Origin of the sequence: Streptomyces sp. NPDC004065 (genome assembly GCF_044903565.1) — a bacterium.
Classification (GTDB): Bacteria; Actinomycetota; Actinomycetes; order Streptomycetales; family Streptomycetaceae; genus Streptomyces.
In genome coordinates this window covers 92,633-116,388 of the sequence record NZ_JBJDQT010000013.1, presented here as the reverse complement: position 1 = coordinate 116,388, position 23,756 = coordinate 92,633, and the positions used below count along the sequence as shown (strand labels likewise).

The following is a 23,756-nucleotide window of genomic DNA, read 5'->3' as shown; positions in this document are numbered from 1 at the left end:
ACTCGTAGGCTCCTCCCCCGTGGACGGCACCAACCGGCGCGGACGGCGCCTCGGGACCGGGTGCGCCGGACTGCTGCTGGCCGCCGTGAGCGTCGTCGTCGGCTGCCGCCTCGCCGACAGCGACGGCATCACGCCCGTACCGCAGCTCCTCGCCTTCCTCCCGTGGCTGCTCGCGCCCACCGGACTGGCCCTGGCGCTCGCGCTGCTCGGCCGCTGGTGGGTGGGCGCGGTCTGGGGCGTGGCGGTGCTGGGACTGCTGGCCTGGTACATCGAGCCGTACGGCAGGACCGCCGACCCGGCCGGCGCGCCCGTGGCACGGCTGCGCGTGCTCACCTCCAACGTCGAGTTCGGCCGCGGCACCCCGGCCCTGGTGCCCGTGATCCGCCGGGAGCGGCCGGACATCGTGTTCGTGGAGGAGTGCGAGGACGTCTGCCGGGCGGCACTGCGGCGGGAGGCCGGCGCCGACTACCCGTACCGGCGGGCCGTGGAGGCGCCCGGCTCGAAGGGTTCGGTCATCCTCAGCCGGTACGCGCTGCGGGCCACCGCGGGAGTCACCGGCACGATGGGCATGCCGGGCGCGGTCGCCGACGTGCGCGGCCACGCCGTACGGCTCCAGCTCGCGCACCCCATGCCGCCGCTGCCCGGCCAGACGGCGCTCTGGCACCGGGAGCTCGGGCGGCTGAGGGCGTTCGCGGCGGCTGCCCGGGGCACTCCGACGATCCTGGCCGGCGACTTCAACGCCTCCCAGGACCACGCGGCCTTCCGCCGCATCCTCGACACCGGCCTGTACGACGCCGCCCGCCTGGCCGGTGCCGAGCGCACCCCCAGCTGGCCGTCGCGCACCGCGCCCACGCTGGGCGCGCAGATCGACCACGTGCTCGTGTCCCAGGACTTCTCCGCGACCGCGGCCCGGTTCCTGACCCTGTCCGGCACGGACCACCGCGCCCTGCTGACCGACCTCACGCTGCACGTCCGGCAGCCGGGCGCCGCCCGCCCGGACACGGCCTGATCTCAGCTTTCCGCCCCTGCCCGGGAACGCCCCTCCGGGCCGCTAACCTTACGTGTCCGTCCTGGCCAGGGATTGACGGGATCAATTCACGCGAAGGGTTGCGCACATGGGCATTCTCACTCGCCTGCGGAACGCGTTCGGCCGGTCACGCAAGGGGCGTGCGGCCGAAGCAGAGGGTGCGGAACAGGTCTCGGCCCAGGAATCGGCCCCGGCCGAGGCCGCCGCCGCGCCGCGACCGGAGCCGAAGGTCCCGTCCCCGGCGGCCGAGCCTCCCGCGTCGGCGCACGTCCCCGACCCCCGGGGCGAGCACGACCTGGTCTCGGCGGCCTTCGACAGCATCACGGTCCCCAAGCAGTCCCAGCCCGTGGACCTCCCGGCCTCCGAACCGGCCCCGAAGCCCGAGCCCGCCGCCGAGGAGCCGACCCCGGCCCCGGAACCGGCCGCCGAACAGCGGGCCACGGCGGAGCAGCCGACCGCCGAACCGGCCACCACCCCGGAGCCCGCCGCGGAGAAGCCCGCCCCGGCCGCGGAACCGGCCGCCGAGCGTGAGCCCGCCCCTGAGCCGGAACCGGCCGCCCAGGAGCCGGCGCCGACCCCGACCCCGCAACCGGCTCCCGAACCGGCCGCCGCGGAGGAGCCCGCCCCGGCCCCGGAGACCGCCGCCGAGCCCCAGCCCACGGCAGAGGAGCCGACCCCGGCCGCCGAGCCGGAGGCCGCCGAAGCGCCGGCCCCCGAGCCGGCCCCGGAAGCCGAGCCGCAGCAGCCGGAACCCGCGACCGCCGAGAAGCCGGCCCCCACCCCGGATCCGGATCCGGAACCGGAACCGGAACCGTCCGCCGAGCCGGCAGCGGCCCCGGCCGCCGCGGAGGAGCCCGCCCAGGCCCCCACGGACGACACCCCGCAAGCCGCCGACGGCGAGGCACCCCCGCAGGCGTCACCCGCACCCGACGACGAAACCGGCACGGGTGGTGCGGGTGGGAACGACCCGGCCGAAGGCGAAGCCGAGGCCGAAACCGCCCCCCAGGCGGAGCCTCCCGCCGAGGCCGGAACCCCCGCCCCGCAGGCGGAACCCACCGCGGAGCCGCCCACCGAGACGGACCCCCCGGCCAAGGCCGACCCCGCCCTCACCCTCGCCCGGGTGAAGTCCCGCGCCCCCGGCCTCGCCAGCGCCTACCGCGCGGCCGCGGCCGCCCTCAAGAAGAACGACCTCGCCGGCGCCCGCGCCAAGGTCTACCTGGTCCTGGACCGCTCCGCGTCCATGCGCCCGTACTACAAGGACGGCTCCGCCCAGGCCCTCGCCGAGCAGACCCTCGCGCTCGCCGCCCACCTCGACCCCGAGGCGACCGTCCACGTCACGTTCTTCTCCACGGAGGTGGACGGCACCGCCGACCTCACCCTCGAGGACCACGAGAACAAGATCGACGAGGTGCACGCGGGCCTCGGCCGGATGGGCCGTACGAGCTACCACGCGGCGGTGGAGGAGGTCCTCGCCCACCACGGCAAGACCGCCGGCTCCGACGCCCCCGCCCTCGTGGTCTTCCAGACGGACGGCGCCCCCGACGCCAAGACCCCGGCCACCCAGGCCCTCACCGACGCGGCGAAGAGCCACCCCACCGTGTTCTTCTCCTTCGTCGCCTTCGGCGAGCACGACAACAAGGCCTTCGACTACCTCCGCAAACTGAAGACCGAGAACACCTCGTTCTTCCACGCGGGCCCCACCCCCCGCGAGCTCACGGACAAGGAGCTCTACGAGGGCGTACTGGCCGCCTGGCGCCCGTAGCACACCGCCCCGCCGCACGGCAGCCGCACGGCATTCGTGCGGCAGCCGTACGGACTCCCGCGCCGTCCGCTTCCCACCCCGTAAAACGGGAAGCGGGCGGCGTACCCGTGTCGGCTACGATTTCAAGGTTCGTAGACGAATCGGACGGCCCGGAAGACTCCGCCCGGCGTCACCCCGCGTACCGACTTGGGAGCAGCCCGCGATGGCTCGACACCTCATCACCAGCGCCCTTCCGTACATCAACGGGATCAAGCACCTGGGCAACATGGTGGGGTCCATGCTCCCGGCGGACGTGTACGCGCGCTACCTGCGCCAGCGCGGCCACGACGTGCTGTACATCTGCGCGACCGACGAGCACGGCACCCCGGCGGAGCTGGCCGCCAAGGAGCAGGGCCTGCCGGTCGACGAGTTCTGCGCGCAGGCGCACGACGCGCAGAAGGCGGTGTACGACGGCTTCGCGCTGGCCTTCGACTACTTCGGCCGCAGCTCCTCCGCGGAGAACGTGGAGATCACCCAGCACTTCGCCCGCAGGCTCAACGAGAACGGCTTCATCGAGGAGCGCGCGATCCGCCAGGTCTACAGCCCGGCCGACGGACGCTTCCTGCCGGACCGCTACGTCGAGGGCACCTGCCCGCACTGCGGCTACGACCGGGCGCGCGGCGACCAGTGCGAGAACTGCACCCGGGTGCTGGACCCGACCGACCTGATCAACCCGCGCTCGGCGATCTCCGGCTCCACGGACCTGGAGGTCCGCGAGACCAAGCACCTGTTCCTGCTCCAGTCCAAGCTCCAGCACGAGGTCGAGGAGTGGGTGGCGCGCCACGAGGCGCACTGGCCCCAGCTGGCCTCCTCCATCGCCCGCAAGTGGCTGAACGAGGGCCTGCACGACCGCGCGATCACCCGCGACCTGGACTGGGGCGTCCCGGTGCCCGCGGACACCTGGCCGGAGCTGGCGGCCGAGGGCAAGGTCTTCTACGTCTGGTTCGACGCGCCGATCGAGTACATCGGCGCGACGAAGGAGTGGGCCGACCAGGACCCGGCCGCCCGCGACTGGAAGTCGTGGTGGTACGACGTCGACGACGAGGTCCGCTACACGGAGTTCATGGCGAAGGACAACGTCCCCTTCCACACCGTGATGTTCCCGGCCACCGAGCTGGGTGTGCGCGAGCCGTGGAAGAAGGTCGACTACGTCAAGGCGTTCAACTGGCTGACGTACTACGGCGGCAAGTTCTCCACCTCGCAGAAGCGGGGCGTCTTCACCGACCACGCCCTGGAGATCCTCCCGGCCGACTACTGGCGCTACTTCCTCATCGCCAACGCCCCCGAGTCCGACGACGCGTCCTTCACCTGGGAGCACTTCACGGCCACGGTGAACAAGGACCTGGCCGACACCCTGGGCAACTTCGTCAACCGCGTCCTGTCCTTCTCCCGCAAGCGCTTCGGCGAGGAGGTCCCGGCGGGCGGCGAGCCCGGCGAGGCGGAGGCGCGCCTGGGTGAGGAGATCGCCCGTCTCCTCGCCGAGTACGAGGAGCACATGGAGGCCCTCCAGTTCCGCAAGGCGGCCGCCGCGCTGCGCGCCCTGTGGTCGGCGGGCAACTCCTACCTCGAGGAGAAGGCCCCCTGGCTGGAGATCAAGACGGACAAGGACGGCGCGGCGCTCACCCTGCGCACCGCGATGAACCTGATCCACCTCTACGCGGTCGTCTCCGAGCCCTTCATCCCGGCGACGGCGAAGGCGATGCGGGCCGCGTTCTCCCTGCAGGACGACACGGCGACCTGGGTGACCGAGGACGAGGCGAAGTCCCTGACCTCGCTCCCGGCCGGCACCCCCTTCACCGTGCCCCCGGTCCTCTTCGCCAAGCTCACGGACGAGGACCTGGCCGCATACAAGGAGCGCTTCGGCGGCGAGGCGTGACCCGGCAGGCCGGGAAGCCGGCCGCGTAACGCCTCCACCACGTGCGGACGAGGCCCGGAACCCGACCCTGACGGGTCGGTCCGGGCCTCGGTCCGTTCCCCGGACCGCGTGAACGTTTATTCGCCCCCCGGAAGAGTGAATGCCCCGCGATCGCCCGGAAAACGGCTTCTTGATCAGCCTACGTTGCGCTCATGGTCACATCAGCTCACGAGGGCATGCACCGCATCTTCCAGGAGCGGCCCGAAATCCTCACCCCCGTGTTCGGGGTGCTGGGTGTCCCGTTGCCTGGAAAAGCCACCGTGGACGCCATCACCACCGACGCGACGGAGACACGGCCGCTGGAGCGTCGCCTGGACACCGTCCTGCGGGTCGGCCCGTCCGACGGGGACGACTTCCTGCTCGCCATCGAGTCACAGTCGAAGAAGGTCGAGAGCAAGGAGTCGAGTTGGGCCTACTACATCGCCTACCTCCAGGCCAAGCACAGGCTGCCGGTACTGCTTCTGGTCGTCTGCCAGGACCCCGCCACGGCCAAGTGGGCGGTCGGCCCGTTCGACTGCGGGACCCGGGGCTGGACAGCCCTGCGGACGTTTCCGCTGGTCGCCGGGCCGCACAACCTTCCCGTGATCACGGATCCCCGGACGGCGGCGAAGAACCTCGCCCTGGCGGTGCTCTCCGCCCTGGCTCACGCCCGCAGCCCGGAAAGCGAGGCCATACTGGAGGCGATCGACCGTGCCCTTCAGGAAACACTGCAGACCGACCCTGAGACCGCCGGCTACTTCTACGAGTTCCTGGACATCAACCTGGGTGACACTCCAGCCGGAGAAAAATGGAGGGAAATCATGTCTTTCGTCACTTACTTCCCCGGCCGAGGCACGGTCCGTGAGACGGCGTACCTCGAGGGCAAGGCCGAAGGCAAGGCCGAAGGCAGAGCCGAAGGAGAGGCGAAGGGGATCCTGCTCGTACTGGAGGTGCGCGGTATCCCCGTACCGGACGCCGTGCGCGAGCGCATCACCACCTGCACCGACCTGGACCGTCTCGACGCCTGGCTGGAGCGCGCCCGCACGGTCACCCGTGCGGAGGACCTGTTCGACGGGGACGCGGACACGCCGGAGGACACCGGTGACCGAGCCTGACCAGCCCCCACCCACCGACGCCGGGAAGGAAGAGGAAGAGGAAGCGGAGACAGGGGGGCAGCCGGAGCTGGCCGAGCTCCTCCAGTTCACGATGACGTGTCTTGCCCTGGGGATCCCCGCGAACAAGGTGCTGGCCGACTTCTACAGCGGGCTGGAGGACCTCAGACAGAGCGGCTCCGTCTCCATGCGGGAGCTGGCCGACCTGCACGCCAAGGTGGCGGGCAACGTGGAGCACGTCGGGCAGTGGACCCAGGGGTTCGTCGCGGGCTACGTCTCAGGATGGTCGGCGGCGGTCCTACGCCTCATGGAGACGCGGGACATCGAGGTGGAGAAGGACATGCGCCGTGCGATCACCACGTGCCCCGACGCCGGTTTCCTCACCCGCCTGTTCGACCGTGCGGTCACCGTCACCTCTGCAGACGAACTGCTCGGCCTGTTCGCCGCGGAACGCGCGACCCGGCACTGAGCGAGCGGGCCCGGAGTCCACGTCAGGACTCCGGGCTCCGCCGATCGAGGGCTCAGCTTCCGGACGCGTACGTCACGAAGTCCGCCCACGCGTGCGGCGCCAGCGCGAGGCGGGGGCCGGCGTCGCAGTACTTGGAATCACGGACGTGAATCGCGCCAGGAGTGGTCGCGACCTCCACACAGGAGTTGCCGTCGCCGCTGCTGCTGTAGCTGCTCTTGAACCACGCCAGCGCGGGGCCATCGCTGGGGGTAGGGTTGCCGCTCATGATTCTCCAAGCATCTGCTCGATGAACGCCCGCGACTCTCGGGGCGTGAGCGCCTGGGCCCGGATCATGCTATAGCGCAGGTCAAGGATGCGGATCTGCTTCGGATCAGTCACCGGGCGGCCGTTGAACGCCCCCTCGGAGCGCCCTACCGCCGTACCGTCCGAGAACTTCAGCGTCTCAATGATGCCGCCCGTGCCGAAGTGTTCCTCGACGTCTGTCGGCATGACCTGGACCGACACATTCCGCAACTCCCCCAGCTCAAGCAAGCGTTCGAGCTGTCGGCGCCACACCATTCTGCCCCCGACCGGGCGCCGGAGCGTCGACTCTTCCTGGACGAAGCTGAGCGTCGGCGCGGGTGACCGCTCGAAGATTGAACGGCGGGCCAGGCGCGCTGCCACCATGCGCTCTGTCTCCTCGTCCGAGTAGGCGGGAAGCCACGCGCCAAACAGCGCCCGCATGTGCTCCTCGGTCTGCAACAGACCCGCGATGTTGCTGTTCTCGTACACCCCGATCTCGACCGCACGGGCCTCCATCTGCGCCAGATCCCGCACCTTCTTCGGGTACCGGACCTTGGCCACGTCCTCCTTCATCGCGGCGAGCAGCCCGCCCGCCCCCAGCACCTCGTCCGCCCTGTCCAGATACTCGGGCCGGGGAATCCTCTTCCCGCTCTCGATCTTGTAGACGAGGTCCTCGCCGTACCCCACGGCCTTCCCGAAGTCGCCGGCGCGCATCCCCACGGCCTCCCGCCGCAGCTTCAACTGCCGCCCCACGGTGGCGACCACGGCCACGCCCCACTCGTCGTCCGGGTCCACCTCCCACCCCGGCTCGTCAGCCTCGGTCCTCAGCTGCCGTACCTCGCCGTCCACCGACATGCGCGCACCCCTCCGTCGTACCGCCTCACACCAGCCACGCCCTACCCGTACGCGACGGCCCGACAGGCCCGGACACCACCGGACAACGACCGGACAGTCACCGTACGCAACCACGGCGTCACTCCCCACGGTAAGCACATCCGGCCACGCTGAGTCACGTGAATCAGAAACTCACCGCCCCCGAACACCCCCTGCGCAACTTCAGCGTCCTGCTGTCCCCCACGCCCCGGGGCGCCCGCCTCGCCCGTCTGCTCGCCACCGAACAACTGCGCACGTGGGGAGTCCCCTTGGACCCGGCGCGGCTTGTCGTGGCCGAACTGGCGAACAACGCCGCCACCCACGGCCGCGTCCCCGGCCGGAACTTCCGGCTCCTGCTCTACGTGATCGGCGAGACCCTCCGCATCGAGGTCACCGACACGCGCAGTGACCGGCTTCCGCACCCACCCCCCGCCGGCCCGACCGCCGAATCCGGCCGCGGCCTGACCCTCGTCGCCGCTCTCGCCGACCGCTGGGGAGTCACCCACAGCCTGCCGCCCCGCAAGACCGTCTGGGCCGAACTCACCCTCCCCGCCCCGGAGTCACCGGAACACGACCGCCCACGCTCCGGTCCGGCCTGCGCTCCCCATGCACTACCCACTGGGGAGAAAGCACCCCGCCAAGCCCCACCCCTCCCTCCCGCCGGGCAAACTCACTCCCGCGAGTGAATATGCCCAAGTGAGCTGGATCCGGGACCGGTTGCCTGCCCTACGCTCGGCGCCAGCAGCACCCGACAACCCCAGAGACATGGAACGGCCCTCGCCGGGACTGGCATTCCCAGTGCGAGGGCCTGACCACCGAGGAAGAACGGACCTTCCCGATGGATACCGAAAACCCTAGCGCGCCCGCGCCCGCCCAGTCCCGTATCCGGGGCAAGAACCACCCCGACGGGCACCGGACCGCCGGCGTCGTCCACGACCACGTCCGCCACAGCGAGAACTTTACGGTGATCGGCAACGACCTGGCCCAGCACCGGGAGCTGTCCCTGCTCGCCATCGGACTGGCCTGCTACATCCAGTCGGTGCGGCCGGGCACCGCCGTCGACATCAAGACCCTCGCCGCCCGCTTCCCCGAGGGCCCGACCCGCATCGCCGCCGCGCTGCGCGAACTCGAAGCCCACGGCTACCTGCGCCGCACCCGCGAGCGCACCCCCACCGGCCGGATCGTCACCCGCACGGTCTCCTGCAACCGGCCCGGACACCGCGCCGCCCGGGAGACGACCACCCGCAAGCCCGCCGCCCGGCGCGCGGCGCCCGACGAACCCGCGCCCCGCAAGCACCGCCTCCCCGCCGTCCCCCGGCCCTCCTTCCCCGCCGCCGCCCTCCTCCAGACCGCCGTCGACGTCCTCGCCGGCCTGCGCCGCCACGACCCCCGCCTGCTCCTGTCCGCCGCCGACGCCGAACACCTCGCCCCGGGCGTCGCCGCCTGGCTGGAGCGCGACCTCACCCCCACCGCCGTACGCCACGCCCTGACCGCGAACCTGCCGAACGAGCCCCTGATCCGCCCCGCCGCCCTCCTCGCCCACCGCCTGACCGCCCAGCTCCCGCCCCCACCGCCCTTCCGTCCACCGGCCCCGCCGGCCCCCGAGCCCCGCCATCCCCTCCAGACCTGCGACGGCTGCGACCGCGCCTTCCGGGCCCCGGCCCCCGGCCGCTGCCGCGACTGCCGACCCGATCGATCTCCCGGGGGCCACCTAGCATGAAAGCGACGATCCTTGCCCCTGGGCACAGACGACGAGGAGCGAGCGCCATGACCATCGCCCCGGACAACCCGCAGCAGGGCGCCTCCCACCTGTACCGGGCCATGCGTGACTTCGTGGAGTCCACGGAGGGCGACCTCCCCGGCAAGTTCGAGATCACCAAAGAAGGAATCGTCCTCGACATGATGTCGCCTGTGCGGCCGCACGAGCTCACCGCGCTCCGCCTCCGGAAACGCCTGGAGAAGGTCATGCCCGAGGAGATCGTGGCCCACACGGGCGAACCGGACGTCGAGGTGGAGCCGGAAGGCATCATGCGCCGCCCCGACATCATGGTGATCGCCGAGGCGGACATGGAGGGGCAGGGGGCGTTCGACCCTCGTACGCTCATCGCCGCCATCGAAATCGTCTCCCGGTCCAACCCGGACAACGACTGGGTGACCAAGTTGCGCGACTACCCCCTGATCGGCGTCCCCGTTTACGCGATCTTCGACCCCCGCACCGGCACCGGCGCCGTCCTCACCGACATCCACCCCACCCCCGACGGCCCCCGCTACGCCACCCGCAAGGACTTCGTCTACGGCGAGGACGTCACCATCGCCGACTGGACCATCTCCACCAAGGACCTGCCCCGCTACGAAGAAGGCAGCAACGAGCAGTAGTGAGGCCCACCGACGGCGTACAGCGCCCCCTCCTGATTACGGCCCGGCCCGATACCCTGGCTGGGGTACTCCTTCAGGACACCATGAGCACACTGCCCGATCACGGCCGCGAGCTGATCCGAGTGGGAATACGCCTTCGGCGCTGAGGAAACCGCGCGTACGGCACCCGCCGCTTCCTCGGCAAGCACGCCGGCCCGCGGCTGCCCGTGGCAGCGGAAAGGCGCCCGGGGACGCGAGGTCCCGGGCGCCTTCGTGGGCCGTGGGCCGGTTACTTCGGCTGGGGCTTGCGTACCGTCAGGTGGAGTTCGCGCAGGCGGGACTCCTCCAGTTCCGTCGGTGCGCCCATCATCAGGTCCTGGGCGTTGCCGTTGAGCGGGAAGGCGATGGTCTCGCGGATGTTCGGCTCGTCGGCGAGCAGCATCACGATGCGGTCGACGCCCGGCGCGATGCCGCCGTGCGGCGGGGCGCCGAAGCGGAAGGCGCGCAGCATGCCCGCGAACTTCTCCTCGACCGTCTCACGGTCGTAGCCCGCGATCTCGAAGGCCTTGAGCATGATGTCCGGCTCGTGGTTCCGGATCGCGCCGGAGGACAGCTCGACGCCGTTGCAGACGATGTCGTACTGCCAGCCGAGGATGTCCAGCGGGTCCTGGGTCTCGAGGGCCTCCAGGCCGCCCTGCGGCATCGAGAAGGGGTTGTGGGAGAAGTCGATCCGGCCGGTCTCCTCGTCCCGCTCGTACATCGGGAAGTCGACGATCCAGCAGAAGCGGAAGACGCCCTCCTCGAAGTGGCCGGCGCGCCGGGCGGCCTCCACCCGCACCGCGCCCATGATCTTGGAGACCTCGTCGAACTCGCCCGCGCCGAAGAACACCGCGTGCCCGGCGGCCAGGGACAGCCGCTTGGTCAGCTCCGCGACGTTCTCCTCGGTGAGGAACTTGGCGATCGGGCCGGTCAGCGTGCCGTCCTCGCCGACCCGCACCCACGCCAGGCCCTTGGCGCCCTGCTCCACCGCGTACTCGCCGAGCTGGTCGAAGAACTTGCGGGGCTGGGAGGCGGTGTCCGGCACCGGCAGCGCGCGCACGTGCTTGCCGGCGAACGCCTTGAACCCGGAGCCCTCGAAGACGTCGGTGACATCCACCAGCTCCAGCTTGGCCCGCAGGTCCGGCTTGTCGGAGCCGTACTTCAGCATCGCCTCGCGGAACGGGATGCGCGGGAAGGGCGAGGTGACGTGGCGGCCGCCCCCGAACTCCTCGAACAGCTCGGTCATCAGCTTCTCGACCGGCTGGAAGACGTCCTCCTGCTCGACGAAGGACATCTCGATGTCGAGCTGGTAGAACTCGCCCGGCGAGCGGTCGGCGCGGGCGTCCTCGTCGCGGAAACAGGGCGCGATCTGGAAGTAGCGGTCGAACCCGGAGATCATCAGCAGCTGCTTGAACTGCTGCGGCGCCTGGGGGAGCGCGTAGAACTTGCCCGGGTGCACCCGCGAGGGCACCACGTAGTCGCGGGCGCCCTCGGGGGAGGTGGCGGACAGGATGGGCGTCGCCATCTCGTTGAAGCCCATCGCGGCCATCTTCTGGCGCATGGCCGAGATCACGGCCGTACGCAGCATGATGTTGCGGTGCATGCGCTCGCGGCGCAGGTCCAGGAAGCGGTACTCCAGGCGCCGCTCCTCGTTGACCCCGTCCTCGGCGTTGATCGTGAAGGGCAGCGGGGCGGCGGCGCCGAGCACCTCGACCTCGCCGACCTCGATCTCGATCTCACCGGTGGGCAGGTCCGGGTTCACGTTCTCCGTTCCACGTGAAACCACCTGGCCGTCGACCCGGACCACCGTCTCCTTGGACAGCTTGTCCAGGGCGTCGTAGGCGGGCGTGCCGGGACGGGCGACGAGCTGCGTGATCCCGTAGTGGTCGCGCAGATCGATGAAGAGGATGCCGCCCAGGTCGCGCCGATTGTGCAGCCAGCCACTGAGCCGGACGCCGGTGCCGACGTCAGAGGCGCGGAGCTCGCCGCAGGTGTGGGACCTGTACCGATGCATCGTCGTTCATCCAGTCTTCGCGGATCGGGGATCGCCGGGGCGCTCCCGGCTCGTCCGGGCGGGCACGGCCCGGACCCGTCAAGGGTACCGGCCGGGCCACGACCGGCTCGCCCTTATCGCCCGTCACCCCCGCCTGCCGCCCGTCACCCCCACCCGTGCACCCGTCACCCCCACCCATGCACCCGTCACCCCCGTCCGTGCGCCCGTACGTCATCGGTGGCAGTGTCCGATCGCATCTTCTTACAGTGGGGCAATGCGCACTGGTGAGCCCCTGCCCGCCGTGGGGGACGTCCTCGCCTCCCTCGCGACCGGGGTGTGGCACTGGGACACCGCCACCGGACTGGTGGCGGTCGACGCCGAGGCCGCCCGGCTGCTCGGGCTGCCCGAGCGGGCGACCACCCTGACGGAGGCCCAGGTACGCGCCCGTCTGCACCCGGTCGACTGGAACGAGATCACCGGCGTGGTGCAGCTCGCCGCCGCCGAGGGCACGCTCGCCGAGGTGCGCGTCCGGATCATGGACGAGCGCGGCCGGATCATCCGGGTGGTGCGCAGCCGCTCCAAGCCCGCCTTCGACGCCCACAAGAGGGCGTACGAGCTGATCGGCACCCTCCAGGAGGTCGCCGAGCCCACCCCGGGCTCCCCGGCCGGGCGCAGCGCGGTCACCGGTGACTGGCGGCGCTCGCGGGAGGCGTTCCTGCTGGACGCCGGCCGGGCGCTGGCCGAGGCGCGGTCCACCGCGGAGGTGCTGCGGGTCGCGGCCGGCCTGTCGATGCCCGGATTCTCCCCCGACGGGCTGGCCGTGTTCGGGGTGGAGGGCGACCGGCTGACGATCATCGGCCACCACGGCCAGCGGCCCGGCGACGAGGGGCCGTTCGTGCACATGTCGCTGGAGACGGACTATCCGGCCGCCGAGGTGGTCCGCACCGGCCGGGCCGTGTATCTCTCCTCCCCCGAGGAGTACAAGTCCCGCTACCCGCTGACCTGGCCGCTGGCCCAGCGCTTCAACCGGCAGTCCTGGGCGTTCCTGCCGCTGACCGCCTCCGGCCGCACGATGGGCGCGTGGATGGCGGCCTTCGCCTACCCGGTGGCCTTCACGCCCGACGAGCGCTCGGTGCTGACCACGGTGGCGCGCATGCTGGCGCAGGCCCTCTCGCGGGCGGGGACCGCCGAGTCCGAGCGCGAGCTGAGCGAGGGACTGCAGCGCTCGATGATGCCCACGCTGGGCCCCGAGGTCCCGGGCATGGACCTGGCGGCCCGCTACGTCCCCACCGGCGGAGGCCTGCAGGTGGGCGGCGACTGGTACGACATGATCCCGCTGCCCGGGGGGACCTCCAGGGGCGGGCACCGGCGCCGCGAGGGACGGTTCGCCCTGGTGATGGGGGATGTGCAGGGCCACGACGTGCGGGCCGCCGGGCTGATGGGGCAGCTGCGCATCGCCCTGCGCGCCTACGCCTCCGAGGGCCACCGCCCGGACGCGGTCCTCACCCGCGCCTCCCGCTTCCTGCACGGCATCACCGAGGCCGACGACACCGGCGATCTGCGCTTCGCGACCTGTCTGTACGCCGCGGTCGACCCCCACAACGGCGTGCTGGAGGTCGCCCGCGCGGGACATCCGGAGCCGGTGATCCGCATGGCGGACGGCACGGTGCTGCAACGGCCCACGGCGGGCGGGCTGCCGCTCGGCGTCGACCCGGACGCCGACTACCCGACGACCCGGTTCACGCTGCAGCCCGGCGAGACCATGATGATCTGCACGGACGGCCTGATCGAGACCGGCGGCCACGACCTGGACACCGGCTGGCAGCGCATCCGCACGATCCTGGAGCGGCACGAGGGCGACACCGAGTCGCTGGCCGACGCGCTCGTGCAGGCGGTGCACGGTCCCTCCTCGCACCACACCACCGGCCCGCTGGTCGACCGCCGCGAGGACGACATCGCCGTCCTGCTGCTGAGCAGGCGCCGCGACCGGGCCGACGGCGCCGCGGTGCGGGTCCAGACCCGGCGCACCCTGCTGACGGTCGCGCAGGCCGAGCCCGAGCGGGTCGCGGTGGCCCGCCAGCAGCTGCGGGAGCTGCTGCACGACTGGTCGTCCGAGGAACAGGTGGACTCGGCGGTGCTGCTGCTGTCGGAGATGCTCACCAACGTGCTCGTGCACACCGACGCGGACGCGCTGCTGATCGCCGACGTGAGCGGGGACAAGGGCGAGCGGCGGATGCGGGTGGAGGTGTCGGACGCCGGCGACGACCTGCCGCACAAGCGCAGGCCGGGCGAGCTGGCCTCCTCCGGGCGCGGCCTGGTGCTCATCGAACTGCTCGCCGACGCGTGGGGCGTGGACCCGCGGGGGCAGGGCAAGAGCATCTGGTTCGAGCTGTACGAGCGGCCGGCGGACAAGTCCTGACCACCTGGTCCTGACCACCTGGTCCCGGCCCCGGCCGCCGGCGGACAAGTCATGACCCGTACGGCTCCCCCCTTGCGGCTCCCCTGGGCCTCTACCCCTCCCCGGCGGCGTCCCGCGCCGCGTACCGGTCGTGCAGCTCGTGCGCGACGCCCCAGGCCGCGGCCGTCAGCGGCACCGCCAGCAGCATCCCCACGATCCCGGCGACCGACGCGCCCGCGGTGATCGCCAGCAGCACCACCGCGGGGTGCATCTGCACGGTGCGGCTCTGGATCACCGGTTGCAGCACGTGTCCCTCCAGCACCTGCACGGCGAGCACCACGCCCAGCGCCCACAGCGCGATCACGAACCCCCGGTCGGCGAGGGCGACCAGCACGGCGACTGCGCCGGAGAGGAACGCCCCGAGGTAGGGGATGTACGCGCCGACGAAGACGAGCGCGCCGAGGCCGAACGCGCCCGGCACCTTCAGCACGAGCAGGCCGACCGTGATGCACACCGCGTCGATGAGCGCGATCAGGGTGGTGCCGCGCATGAAGCCCTCCACCGCCGCGAAGGCCCGGTGCGCCATCGCCTCGGCGGCGTCGGCGCGGCCGTGCGGGGCGAGCGTGCGCAGGGCGCGGGCCGCCCGGGGGGAGTCGCGCAGGAAGAAGAAGACGAGCAGCAGGGCCAGTACGGCCATGGCGAGGTACTCGCCGACCACGCTGACCCCGCTGATGACGTTGGAGGCCGCGGTGCCGCCGAACCGGCTCAGCAGCTGCCTGCCGTGGGCGGCGAGGTCGTCCAGCGAGGTCCCGGCCGCGCCGAAGCGGGCCGCGAGGGCCCTGGCGGCGGCCCGCAGCGAGGAGACGATCTGGTCCCCGCTGTCCACCAGGGCGGCGACCACGATGTACACGGCCCCGCCGACGACCACCACCACGGCGACGCAGGTCACCGCCGCGGCGATCGAACGGTTGACCCCGGCCCGCACCAGCCGCGCGAACAGCGGCCGCAGCAGCGCCGTTCCGAGCAGCGCCAGCAGGACGGGCGTGACGGCGGTCCGGAACGTCACGCACAGCCGCACCGCGACCCAGACCACGCCGGACACCAGCAGCACGACGGCGCACCAGGCGGCGAGGCGCCGGACGGACTCGGGCAGCACGGACACCCCACCAGCGCACCACGCCCCGGCCGTCCTGTCCCGCACGGACACCCGCCCGGGTGACGCCGCCCACACGACCCCGCGCGGTGATCGGGGGACACCGTAGGGTGTACCTAAAGGTTTCCCAAAGTTATGCCCAAGAGACAGGGGGGGACGGCCGTGGGTGCTCCACGCCTGAGCAGTACACCGTTGCCGGGGATAGGTGTCCGCTACGACCTCACCACCCGGGAGCGCCGCCGCCTGTCGGTGGTCGCGCACCGCGACGGGACCCGGACGGTGAACGCCTACCGCACGGACGACCCCGACGCGTGCGCGCTGTCGGTGCGGCTGACCGCGGGGGAGACGGAGGCGCTGATCGACGCGCTGAAGCCGTCCCACCACAGCCCGAACCTGCTGTCCACCACCGAGCTGGGCCTGGTGGCCGAGCGCATCGAGCTGGCGGTCACCTCGCACTGGAACGGGCGGCTGCTGGGGGAGACCCGGATGCGCACCGAGACCGGCGCGTCCATCGTGGCCGTACTGCGCCGGGCCGAGGCGATCCCGTCGCCGGCTCCGGACTTCCGCCTGGCCGGAGGCGACACGCTCATCGTGATCGGCACCCGCGAGGGCGTGGAGGCGGCCGCCGCGATACTCGGGCGGGAGTGAGCGTATGCACTCCTCCCCCGTCTTCCTGATCGAATTCGGCTGCATCATCCTCGGCCTGGGGCTGCTCGGCCGTTTCGCGGGCCGCTTCCAGATCTCCCCCGTCCCGCTCTACCTGCTGGCCGGGCTCGCCTTCGGCGAGGGCGGGCTGCTGCCGCTGGGCGCCAGCGAGGAGTTCGTCGCCACCGGCGCCGAGATCGGCGTGATCCTCCTGCTGCTGATGCTCGGCCTGGAGTACACGGCCAGCGACCTGGTCTCCAACCTGCGGACGCAGTACCCGGCCGGCCTCGTCGACGCCGCGCTCAACGCCCTGCCCGGCGCCGTCATGGCGCTGCTGCTCGGCTGGGGCCCGGTCGCCGCCGTGGTCCTGGCGGGGGTGACCTGGATCTCCTCCTCGGGCGTGATCGCCAAGGTGCTCGGCGACCTGGGCCGGCTGGGCAACCGGGAAACACCGGTCATCCTCAGCATCCTGGTGCTGGAGGACCTGTCGATGGCGGTCTACCTGCCGATCGTCACCGCGCTGCTGGCGGGCGCCGGGTTCGCCGCCGGCAGCGTGACGCTGGCCGTCGCGCTCGGCGCGGCCGGACTGGTCCTGCTCCTCGCGGTGCGCCACGGCCGGCACATATCCCGCTTCGTCTCCAGCGACGACCCGGAGAAACTGCTGCTGGTCGTCCTCGGCGTGACCCTGGTGGTGGCCGGACTCGCCCAGCGGCTCCAGGTCTCGGCGGCCGTGGGCGCCTTCCTGGTCGGCATCGCCCTGTCCGGCGAGGTCGCCGAGGGCGCGCACAACCTGCTGGCGCCCCTGCGCGATCTGTTCGCCGCCGTCTTCTTCGTCTTCTTCGGCCTGCACACCGACCCGGCCAGCATTCCGCCCGTGCTGCTCCCGGCGGCGCTGCTGGCCGTGATCACCGCCCTGACGAAGATCGCCACGGGGTACTGGGCGGCGCGCCGGGCCGGCATCTCGGCCAAGGGACGCTGGCGGGCCGGCGGCACGCTCGTCGCCCGCGGCGAGTTCTCCATCGTCATCGCCGGGCTCGCCGTCACCGCCGGCATCGAGTCGTCCCTCGGCCCCCTGGCCACGGCGTACGTCCTGATCCTGGTGGTCGTGGGCCCGCTGACCGCCCGCTGGACCGAGCCCGCCGCCCGGTGGCTGACGCTGCGGCTGGGCAAGGCCCCCCGGCTCGAGGACGCGGGGACCGGGACCGCGATCGCGGAGCACGAGCCCCTCGGCGACCAGGACACGGTCGGCCGCCCCTGAGCCCGGCGTCCCCACGCCACGCCTCCGCCGCAGTCGGCGCCGGCCCACGGCGGCACCGACCCGGTCCACCACACCAGCTCCGTCCACCGCCCGCACCGACTCCGTCCGCCACCGCGCAGGCAGCGCGCGAAGGCGCGCCCGGCGCGGACCCCGCCCCCGTCACCCCCCGTCCTCACGCGCATGAGCCCCGTCCGTTCCGGGCGGGGCTCATGCGCGTGCGCACGGGGGGTGCGCGGTGGTGCGGTCAGTCCTGCGGGCCGGACTCCGTCATCCCGTGCACCGCCGGGATCGTGCCCAGGCGGCCCTTCTGGAAGTCCTCGAAGGCCTGCATGAGCTCCTCGCGGGTGTTCATGACGAACGGGCCGTAGTGGGCCATCGGCTCGCGGATCGGGCGGCCGCCCAGGAGGACGACCTCCAGGTCCGGCGTGCGGGAGTCCTGCTTCTCGTCCGCGCGGACGGTCAGCGAGGAGCCCGCGCCGAAGACGGCCGTCTGGCCGAGGCGGACCGGACGGCGTTCCGCGCCGACCGTGCCCTTGCCCGCCAGGACGTACGCGAGGCCGTTGAAGTCCTCCCGCCAGGGAAGGGTGATCTCCGCGCCCGGGGCCAGGGTCGCGTGGATCATCGTGATCGGGGTGTGCGTGATGCCGGGGCCCGCGTGCCCGTCCAGCTCACCGGCGATGACCCGCAGCAGCGCGCCGCCGTCGGGGGAGGTGAGCAGCTGGACGCTGCCGCCGCGGATGTCCTGGTAGCGCGGGGCCATCATCTTGTCCTTGGCCGGGAGGTTCACCCACAGCTGCAGGCCGTGGAAGAGACCGCCGGACATGACCAGGTGCTCCGGCGGCGCCTCGATGTGCAGCAGGCCCGAGCCCGCCGTCATCCACTGGGTGTCGCCGTTGGTGATGGTGCCGCCGCCGCCGTTGGAGTCCTGGTGGTCGAAGATCCCGTCGATGATGTAGGTGACGGTCTCGAAGCCGCGGTGCGGGTGCCACGGGGTCCCTTTCGGCTCCCCGGGCTGATACTCCACCTCACCCATCTGGTCCATCATGATGAACGGGTCGAGGTGGCGGTAGTTGATCCCGGCGAACGCCCGGCGCACCGGGAAGCCCTCGCCCTCGAAACCGCTCGGCGCGGTCGTCACGGTGAGCACGGGCCGGGCCACCGCGTCGGCCGGCGCGGCCACACGGGGGAGCGCCAGCGGGTTCTCGACGGTCACTGCAGGCATGTCGGTACCTCCTTGTGCGGCCAACTTTAGTTGAGCGTTGAACTTTCTGCTACCGGCAACAGAAGGAGCCCGGAGGACATTCCCTCCGGGCTCCCGTGCCGTGCCGGTTCAGCCGTACATCCGGCGCATCGCGAATTCGACCATCTGTTCGACGGCCTTCGCGTCGAAGACGATCCGGTGCTCCCCCTCCATGTCGAGCACGAAGCCGTACCCGGTGGGGAGCAGGTCGATCACCTCGGCGCCGGTGATCACGAAGTACTTCGACTCCTTGCCCGCGTACCGGCGCAACTCCTTGAGCGAGGTGAACATCGGGATCACCGGCTGCTGGGTGTTGTGCAGGGCGAGGAAGCCGGGGTTGTCGCCGCGCGGGCAGTACACCTTGGACGTGGCGAACACCTGCTGGAAGTCCTCGGCGGGCATCTGCCCCGTGGTGAACGCCCGCACGGCGTCCGCGAGCGAGGGCGGCGACGGCTCGGGATAGAGGGGCGCCTGCTGGCCGTACCCGCCGACACCACCGGGCATCTGCTGCTGCGGCGGGACGTATCCCTGCTGTGCGGCACCGCTGTCCATCGGCTGCCCGTATCCGTACATGCCGCCAAGCCTACTGACCCGCGCCAGGGGCCGTTCACCCATGGCGCGCACGGGCGCGAGAGGGCTCGGTCACAGATCACGGGCACGGGGTTGCTTCTTATTACCGACGGGTAGCATCATCGGAGCTACTTGTCCGTACGTGAACCAGTTGCGAGGAGTCAGTGCCTCGCCGAGTCCTTAGCGGGAGCCGTGGCCATGGGGCACTACAAGTCCAATCTGCGCGACATCGAGTTCAACCTCTTCGAAGTACTCGGCCGCGACAAGCTGTACGGCACGGGTCCGTTCGAGGAGATGGACGTCGAGACCGCGAAGAGCATCCTGGAGGAGCTGACCCGCCTGGCCGAGAACGAGCTGGCGGAGTCCTTCGCGGACGCGGACCGCAACCCGCCGGTCTTCGACCCGGAGACCAACACCGCGCCCGTCCCGGCGTCCTTCAAGAAGAGCTACCAGGCCTTCATGGACTCCGAGTACTGGCGTCTCGGCCTGCCCGAGGAGATCGGCGGCACCACCGCTCCCCGCTCACTGATCTGGGCCTACGCCGAGCTCATCCTCGGTGCCAACCCGGCCGTGTGGATGTACTCCTCCGGCCCCGCGTTCGCCGGCATCCTCTTCGAGGAGGGCAACGAGGTCCAGAAGCACATAGCGAAGATCGCCACCGAGAAGCAGTGGGGCTCCACGATGGTCCTCACCGAGCCGGACGCCGGCTCGGACGTGGGCGCCGGCCGCACCAAGGCCGTGCAGCAGGAGGACGGCTCCTGGCACATCGAGGGCGTGAAGCGCTTCATCACCTCCGGTGAGCACGACATGTCGGAGAACATCCTCCACTACGTGCTCGCGCGTCCCGAGGGCGCCGGCCCCGGCACCAAGGGCCTGTCCCTCTTCCTCGTCCCGAAGTACCTCTTCGACTTCGAGACCGGCGAGCTGGGCGAGCGCAACGGCGTCTACGCCACGAACGTCGAGCACAAGATGGGCCTGAAGGCCTCCAACACCTGCGAGATGACGTTCGGCGACAAGCACCCCGCCAAGGGCTGGCTGATCGGCGACAAGCACGACGGCATCCGCCAGATGTTCCGCATCATCGAGTTCGCCCGCATGATGGTCGGCACGAAGGCGATCTCCACCCTCTCCACCGGCTACCTCAACGCGCTGGAGTACGCCAAGGAGCGCGTCCAGGGCCCGGACCTGGCCAACTTCATGGACAAGACCGCGCCCAAGGTCACCATCACCCACCACCCCGACGTGCGCCGCGCCCTCATGACGCAGAAGGCGTACGCGGAGGGCATGCGCGCCCTGGTGATGTACACCGCCTCCGTCCAGGACGCCATCCAGGTCAAGGAGGCGGCCGGCGAGGACGCCAAGGCCGAGCACGCGCTCAACGACCTGCTCCTGCCGATCGTCAAGGGCTACGGCTCCGAGAAGGCCTACGAGCAGCTCGCCCAGGCGCTGCAGACCTTCGGCGGCTCCGGCTTCCTGCAGGAGTACCCGATCGAGCAGTACATCCGCGACGCCAAGATCGACACCCTCTACGAGGGCACCACCGCCATCCAGGGCCAGGACTTCTTCTTCCGCAAGATCGTCCGCAACCAGGGCGCGGCGCTGAACTCCCTCGCCGAGGAGATCAAGAAGTTCCTGGCGCTCGGCACCGGCGGCGCGGAGCTGGCCGGCGCCCGCGAGCACCTCGCCAAGGCGGCCGTCGAGCTGGAGGCCATCGTCGGCCTGCTGCTGACCGACCTCGCGGCCACCGAACAGGACGTCAAGAACATCTACAAGGTGGGCCTGAACACCACCCGCCTGCTGCTGGCCTCCGGTGACGTGGTCGTCGGCTACCTGCTGCTCAAGGGCGCCGCGATCGCCGCCGAGAAGCTCGAGACCGCCTCCGCCAAGGACAAGGCGTTCTACCAGGGCAAGATCGCCGCGGCGAAGTTCTTCGCGGCCAACGTCCTGCCGGGCGTCACCCTGGCCCGCAAGGTCTCCGAGAACGTCGACCTGGAGCTGATGGAGCTGGACGAGGCCGCGTTCTAGAGCGCGTCGCGCAACGTCGCGCGACACGGCCCGGGCCCCGCGCCCGAGGCGCCCGTCGCCGTCGTCGCCCGAGGCGCCCGTGGCCGTCGCACGAGGGTCCGCTCCCGCCGGGAGCGGACCCTCGTCCGTCGTTAAGGTGAACCCATGAGTACAAGCCAGCGCTTCGACCGCGGCCACACCGACGACCTGATGTCCTTCCTGGCGGCCAGCCCGTCGCCGTACCACGCCGTGGCGAACGCCGCCGAACGGCTGGAGAAGGCCGGCTTCCGGCAGGTCGCCGAGACGGACGCGTGGGACGGCACGAGTGGCGGCAAGTACGTCCTGCGCGGCGGCGCGATCGTGGCCTGGTACGTCCCCGAGGGCGCCGCGCCGCACACGCCCTTCCGCATCGTCGGCGCGCACACCGACTCGCCCAACCTGCGCGTCAAGCCGCTGCCCGACACCGGGGCGCACGGCTGGCGGCAGATCGCCGTGGAGATCTACGGCGGCCCGCTGATGAACTCCTGGCTGGATCGCGACCTGGGCCTGGCCGGCCGGCTCACGCTCCGGGACGGCTCCACCCGCCTGGTGAACGTCGACCGCCCGCTGCTGCGGGTCCCCCAGCTGGCCATCCACCTGGACCGCACCGTGTCCACCGAGGGCCTGAAGCTGGACAAGCAGCGCCATCTGCAGCCCGTGTGGGGCCTCGGCGACGACGTCCGCGACGGCGACCTGATCTCCTTCCTCGAGCAGGAGGCGGGCCTGCCGGCGGGCGGGACGGCCGGCTGGGACCTCATGACGCACTCCGTCGAACCGCCCGCCTACCTGGGCCGCGACCGGGAACTGGTGGCCGGCCCGCGCATGGACAACCTGCTGTCCGTGCACGCCGCCACCGCGGCCCTGGCGGCCGTGGCGACCGCCGACGGCGCGGCGTCCCTGCCGTACATCCCGGTCCTGGCCGCCTTCGACCACGAGGAGAACGGCTCCCAGTCGGACACCGGCGCGGACGGCCCGCTGCTCGGCACCGTGCTGGAGCGCTCGGTGTTCGCGCGCGGCGGCTCCTTCGAGGACCGGGCGCGCGCCTTCGCCGGCACCGTCTGCGTGTCCTCCGACACCGGCCACGCCGTCCACCCCAACTACGCCGAGCGGCACGACCCCACGCACCACCCGCGCGCGGGCGGCGGCCCTATCCTCAAGGTCAACGTCAACAACCGCTACGCGACCGACGGTTCGGGCCGCGCGGTGTGGGCGGCGGCCTGCGAGAAGGCCGGCGTGCCCTTCCAGTCCTTCGTCTCCAACAACTCCATGCCCTGCGGCACGACCATCGGCCCGATCACCGCGGCCCGGCACGGCATCCGCACCGTCGACATCGGCGTGGCCATCCTGTCCATGCACAGCGCCCGCGAACTGTGCTCCGCCGACGACCCGTTCCTGCTGGCCCGCGCCCTGACGGCGTTCCTGGAGGGCTGAGCGGACCCGCCCGGCGCGCACCCGCCCGGCGCGCACCGGGCCGCCCCGTGCGGATGGGCGCCGTCTCACCGGCCAGGCCCGGCGCGGCTGGGCGCCGGGGCCCAACGGCGAAGCGGCCGCGGCGGTCTGGCGCATGCTCACCCGGCGTGGGGGTACCCGGAGTCCACCGGAAGGGACCGGAACAGACCGGAACCACCGGACCCGACACCGGACTAGGAGGCGACACTCATGGGCCTCGGCGGGTGCATCATCCTCATCGCCGTGGGAGCCATCCTCACGTTCGCGACCGACTGGCACATGCAGGGGGTCAACCTCGACCTGGTCGGCGTCATCCTCATGATCGTCGGTCTGATCGGCGTCACGACGTTCAGCAGCATCGCCCGGCGCCGCCGTGTGATGGTGCCGCCCACGACCACGGTCGTCGAGGAGGAACGGCACCACCACACGCGCGACGGCTACAGCGACGGATACGGCGTGTGAGCCCACGCCCGCCCCACCTGGCACACCGGTGCCGCCCCGCCGGCGGCCCCCACGCCTCAGCCCGTCGGCCTACCCCTCGCGTCGGGCGGGGCGCGCCGGGGAAGCGGTGAGGGCATGAGATTCCTCGTGCGCGACCGCATCCTCGGGATCGGTGACGACTACTGGATCGAGAACGAGCGGGGCGAGAGGGTCTTCCTCGTCGACGGCAAGGCCATGCGGCTGCGGGACACCTTCGAGCTGAAGGACACCGAGGGCCGGGTGCTGATCGACATCCGCCGGAAGATGCTCTCCCTGCGCGACACCATGGTGATCGAGCGGGACGGCCGGGACCTGGCGACGATCCGGCGCAAACGGCTGTCGCTGCTGCGCAACCACTACCGCGTGACCCTGGTGGACGGCACCGAACTCGACGTCCACGGCAAGATCCTCGACCGCGAGTTCGCCGTCGAGTACGACGGCGAACTGCTGGCCGTGATCTCCCGCCGGTGGCTGAGCGTGGTGGACACCTACAGTGTCGACGTCGTACGGGAAGACGCCGATCCGGCGCTGCTGATCGCGGTGGCGGTGTGCGTGATCCACCTGGCGGACCGGGAGCGGGCGGAGCGGGGCTGACCCGTCCTGCCCGGTACGGCGAGCCCGGGTTCGGCGGGCGCGGGTACGGCGGGCCCCGTGGACCCGGGCACGGCGGGCCCC

Annotated in this window: 21 protein-coding genes; 15 read left to right on the top strand and 6 right to left on the bottom strand. The window is 71.7% G+C overall.

Annotation, left to right across the window (positions count from 1 at the left end; translation table 11 throughout):
- The first annotated feature begins 19 nt into the window (after window positions 1-19).
- From ACI2LW_RS16440 to ACI2LW_RS16420, 5 genes are all read left to right on the top strand, one after another.
- Complete coding sequence (locus tag ACI2LW_RS16440; protein WP_404731877.1) at window positions 20-1,009, top strand: endonuclease/exonuclease/phosphatase family protein; 990 nt, start codon at window positions 20-22, stop codon at window positions 1,007-1,009.
- A gap of 106 nt (window positions 1,010-1,115) precedes the next feature.
- Entirely contained in the window at window positions 1,116-2,789 is a 1,674-nt protein-coding gene (locus tag ACI2LW_RS16435) for a VWA domain-containing protein (protein ID WP_404731876.1), read from the top strand.
- A gap of 202 nt (window positions 2,790-2,991) precedes the next feature.
- A complete protein-coding gene (gene metG / locus ACI2LW_RS16430; protein ID WP_404731875.1) occupies window positions 2,992-4,704 on the top strand; it encodes a methionine--tRNA ligase in 1,713 nt (570 codons plus the stop codon).
- Between the two features lie 191 nt (window positions 4,705-4,895).
- Entirely contained in the window at window positions 4,896-5,837 is a 942-nt protein-coding gene (locus ACI2LW_RS16425; RefSeq protein ID WP_404731874.1) for a hypothetical protein, read from the top strand.
- Complete coding sequence (locus ACI2LW_RS16420) at window positions 5,824-6,303, top strand: hypothetical protein (protein ID WP_404731873.1); 480 nt, start codon at window positions 5,824-5,826, stop codon at window positions 6,301-6,303. Before ACI2LW_RS16425 ends, ACI2LW_RS16420 begins: the two co-directional genes overlap by 14 nt.
- Window positions 6,304-6,355: 52 nt before the next feature.
- Here ACI2LW_RS16420 and ACI2LW_RS16415 read toward each other — a convergent pair whose 3' ends face one another.
- Window positions 6,356-6,568 (bottom strand): DUF397 domain-containing protein, encoded by a 213-nt coding sequence (locus ACI2LW_RS16415; protein ID WP_404731872.1) that lies wholly within the window; start codon window positions 6,566-6,568, stop codon window positions 6,356-6,358.
- Entirely contained in the window at window positions 6,565-7,440 is an 876-nt protein-coding gene (locus ACI2LW_RS16410; RefSeq protein ID WP_404731871.1) for a helix-turn-helix domain-containing protein, read from the bottom strand. The genes ACI2LW_RS16415 and ACI2LW_RS16410 overlap by 4 nt, the downstream gene beginning before the upstream one ends.
- 158 nt (window positions 7,441-7,598) lie before the next feature.
- On the opposite strand from ACI2LW_RS16410, the gene ACI2LW_RS16405 reads away from it, so the two are divergent.
- From ACI2LW_RS16405 to ACI2LW_RS16395, 3 genes are all read left to right on the top strand, one after another.
- A complete protein-coding gene (locus ACI2LW_RS16405) occupies window positions 7,599-8,144 on the top strand; it encodes an ATP-binding protein (RefSeq protein WP_404731870.1) in 546 nt (181 codons plus the stop codon).
- Window positions 8,145-8,296: 152 nt separating this feature from the next.
- On the top strand, window positions 8,297-9,178 hold the full coding sequence (locus ACI2LW_RS16400) for a helix-turn-helix domain-containing protein (protein WP_404731869.1): 882 nt from the start codon (window positions 8,297-8,299) through the stop codon (window positions 9,176-9,178).
- A gap of 47 nt (window positions 9,179-9,225) precedes the next feature.
- Window positions 9,226-9,834, top strand: coding sequence for a Uma2 family endonuclease (locus ACI2LW_RS16395; RefSeq protein WP_404731868.1), 609 nt, complete (start codon window positions 9,226-9,228; stop codon window positions 9,832-9,834).
- Between the two features lie 268 nt (window positions 9,835-10,102).
- Here ACI2LW_RS16395 and aspS read toward each other — a convergent pair whose 3' ends face one another.
- Complete coding sequence (gene aspS / locus ACI2LW_RS16390; protein ID WP_404731867.1) at window positions 10,103-11,866, bottom strand: aspartate--tRNA ligase; 1,764 nt, start codon at window positions 11,864-11,866, stop codon at window positions 10,103-10,105.
- Window positions 11,867-12,119: 253 nt separating this feature from the next.
- On the opposite strand from aspS, the gene ACI2LW_RS16385 reads away from it, so the two are divergent.
- Window positions 12,120-14,264 carry a SpoIIE family protein phosphatase gene (locus ACI2LW_RS16385; protein ID WP_404731866.1) on the top strand — a complete coding sequence of 715 codons (2,145 nt, stop codon included), beginning with the start codon at window positions 12,120-12,122 and terminating at the stop codon, window positions 14,262-14,264.
- A 91-nt stretch (window positions 14,265-14,355) separates the two neighbouring features.
- On the opposite strand, the gene ACI2LW_RS16380 is transcribed toward ACI2LW_RS16385, so the two are convergent.
- Window positions 14,356-15,405, bottom strand: a complete 1,050-nt coding sequence (locus ACI2LW_RS16380) for an AI-2E family transporter (RefSeq protein ID WP_404731865.1) — start codon at window positions 15,403-15,405, stop codon at window positions 14,356-14,358.
- Between the two features lie 126 nt (window positions 15,406-15,531).
- Between ACI2LW_RS16380 and ACI2LW_RS16375 the strand changes: the two genes are divergently transcribed.
- Together ACI2LW_RS16375 and ACI2LW_RS16370 are read left to right on the top strand one after the other, a co-directional pair.
- The gene (locus ACI2LW_RS16375; RefSeq protein WP_404731864.1) at window positions 15,532-16,044 is read left to right on the top strand and encodes a cation:proton antiporter regulatory subunit; all 513 of its coding nucleotides are present in this window, start codon (window positions 15,532-15,534) and stop codon (window positions 16,042-16,044) included.
- 4 nt (window positions 16,045-16,048) lie between these two features.
- Entirely contained in the window at window positions 16,049-17,299 is a 1,251-nt protein-coding gene (locus ACI2LW_RS16370; protein ID WP_404731863.1) for a cation:proton antiporter, read from the top strand.
- Between the two features lie 244 nt (window positions 17,300-17,543).
- Here the strand turns inward: ACI2LW_RS16370 and ACI2LW_RS16365 are convergent, their stop codons facing one another.
- A complete protein-coding gene (locus tag ACI2LW_RS16365) occupies window positions 17,544-18,521 on the bottom strand; it encodes a pirin family protein (RefSeq protein WP_404731862.1) in 978 nt (325 codons plus the stop codon).
- Window positions 18,522-18,629: 108 nt separating this feature from the next.
- Window positions 18,630-19,112: an SseB family protein gene (locus tag ACI2LW_RS16360; protein WP_404731861.1), complete on the bottom strand. Its 483-nt coding sequence runs from the start codon at window positions 19,110-19,112 to the stop codon at window positions 18,630-18,632.
- A gap of 195 nt (window positions 19,113-19,307) precedes the next feature.
- Here ACI2LW_RS16360 and ACI2LW_RS16355 point away from each other — a divergent pair, with 195 nt between their 5' ends.
- The 4 genes from ACI2LW_RS16355 (at window position 19,308) to ACI2LW_RS16340 (ending at window position 23,675) form a co-directional block, all read left to right on the top strand.
- Window positions 19,308-21,134: an acyl-CoA dehydrogenase gene (locus ACI2LW_RS16355; RefSeq protein ID WP_404731860.1), complete on the top strand. Its 1,827-nt coding sequence runs from the start codon at window positions 19,308-19,310 to the stop codon at window positions 21,132-21,134.
- A 144-nt stretch (window positions 21,135-21,278) separates the two neighbouring features.
- Window positions 21,279-22,583: a M18 family aminopeptidase gene (locus ACI2LW_RS16350; protein WP_404731859.1), complete on the top strand. Its 1,305-nt coding sequence runs from the start codon at window positions 21,279-21,281 to the stop codon at window positions 22,581-22,583.
- A 228-nt stretch (window positions 22,584-22,811) separates the two neighbouring features.
- Complete coding sequence (locus ACI2LW_RS16345) at window positions 22,812-23,063, top strand: DUF6458 family protein (protein WP_404731858.1); 252 nt, start codon at window positions 22,812-22,814, stop codon at window positions 23,061-23,063.
- 114 nt (window positions 23,064-23,177) lie between these two features.
- The gene (locus ACI2LW_RS16340) at window positions 23,178-23,675 is read left to right on the top strand and encodes an LURP-one-related/scramblase family protein (protein ID WP_404731857.1); all 498 of its coding nucleotides are present in this window, start codon (window positions 23,178-23,180) and stop codon (window positions 23,673-23,675) included.
- Window positions 23,676-23,756 lie beyond the last annotated feature (81 nt).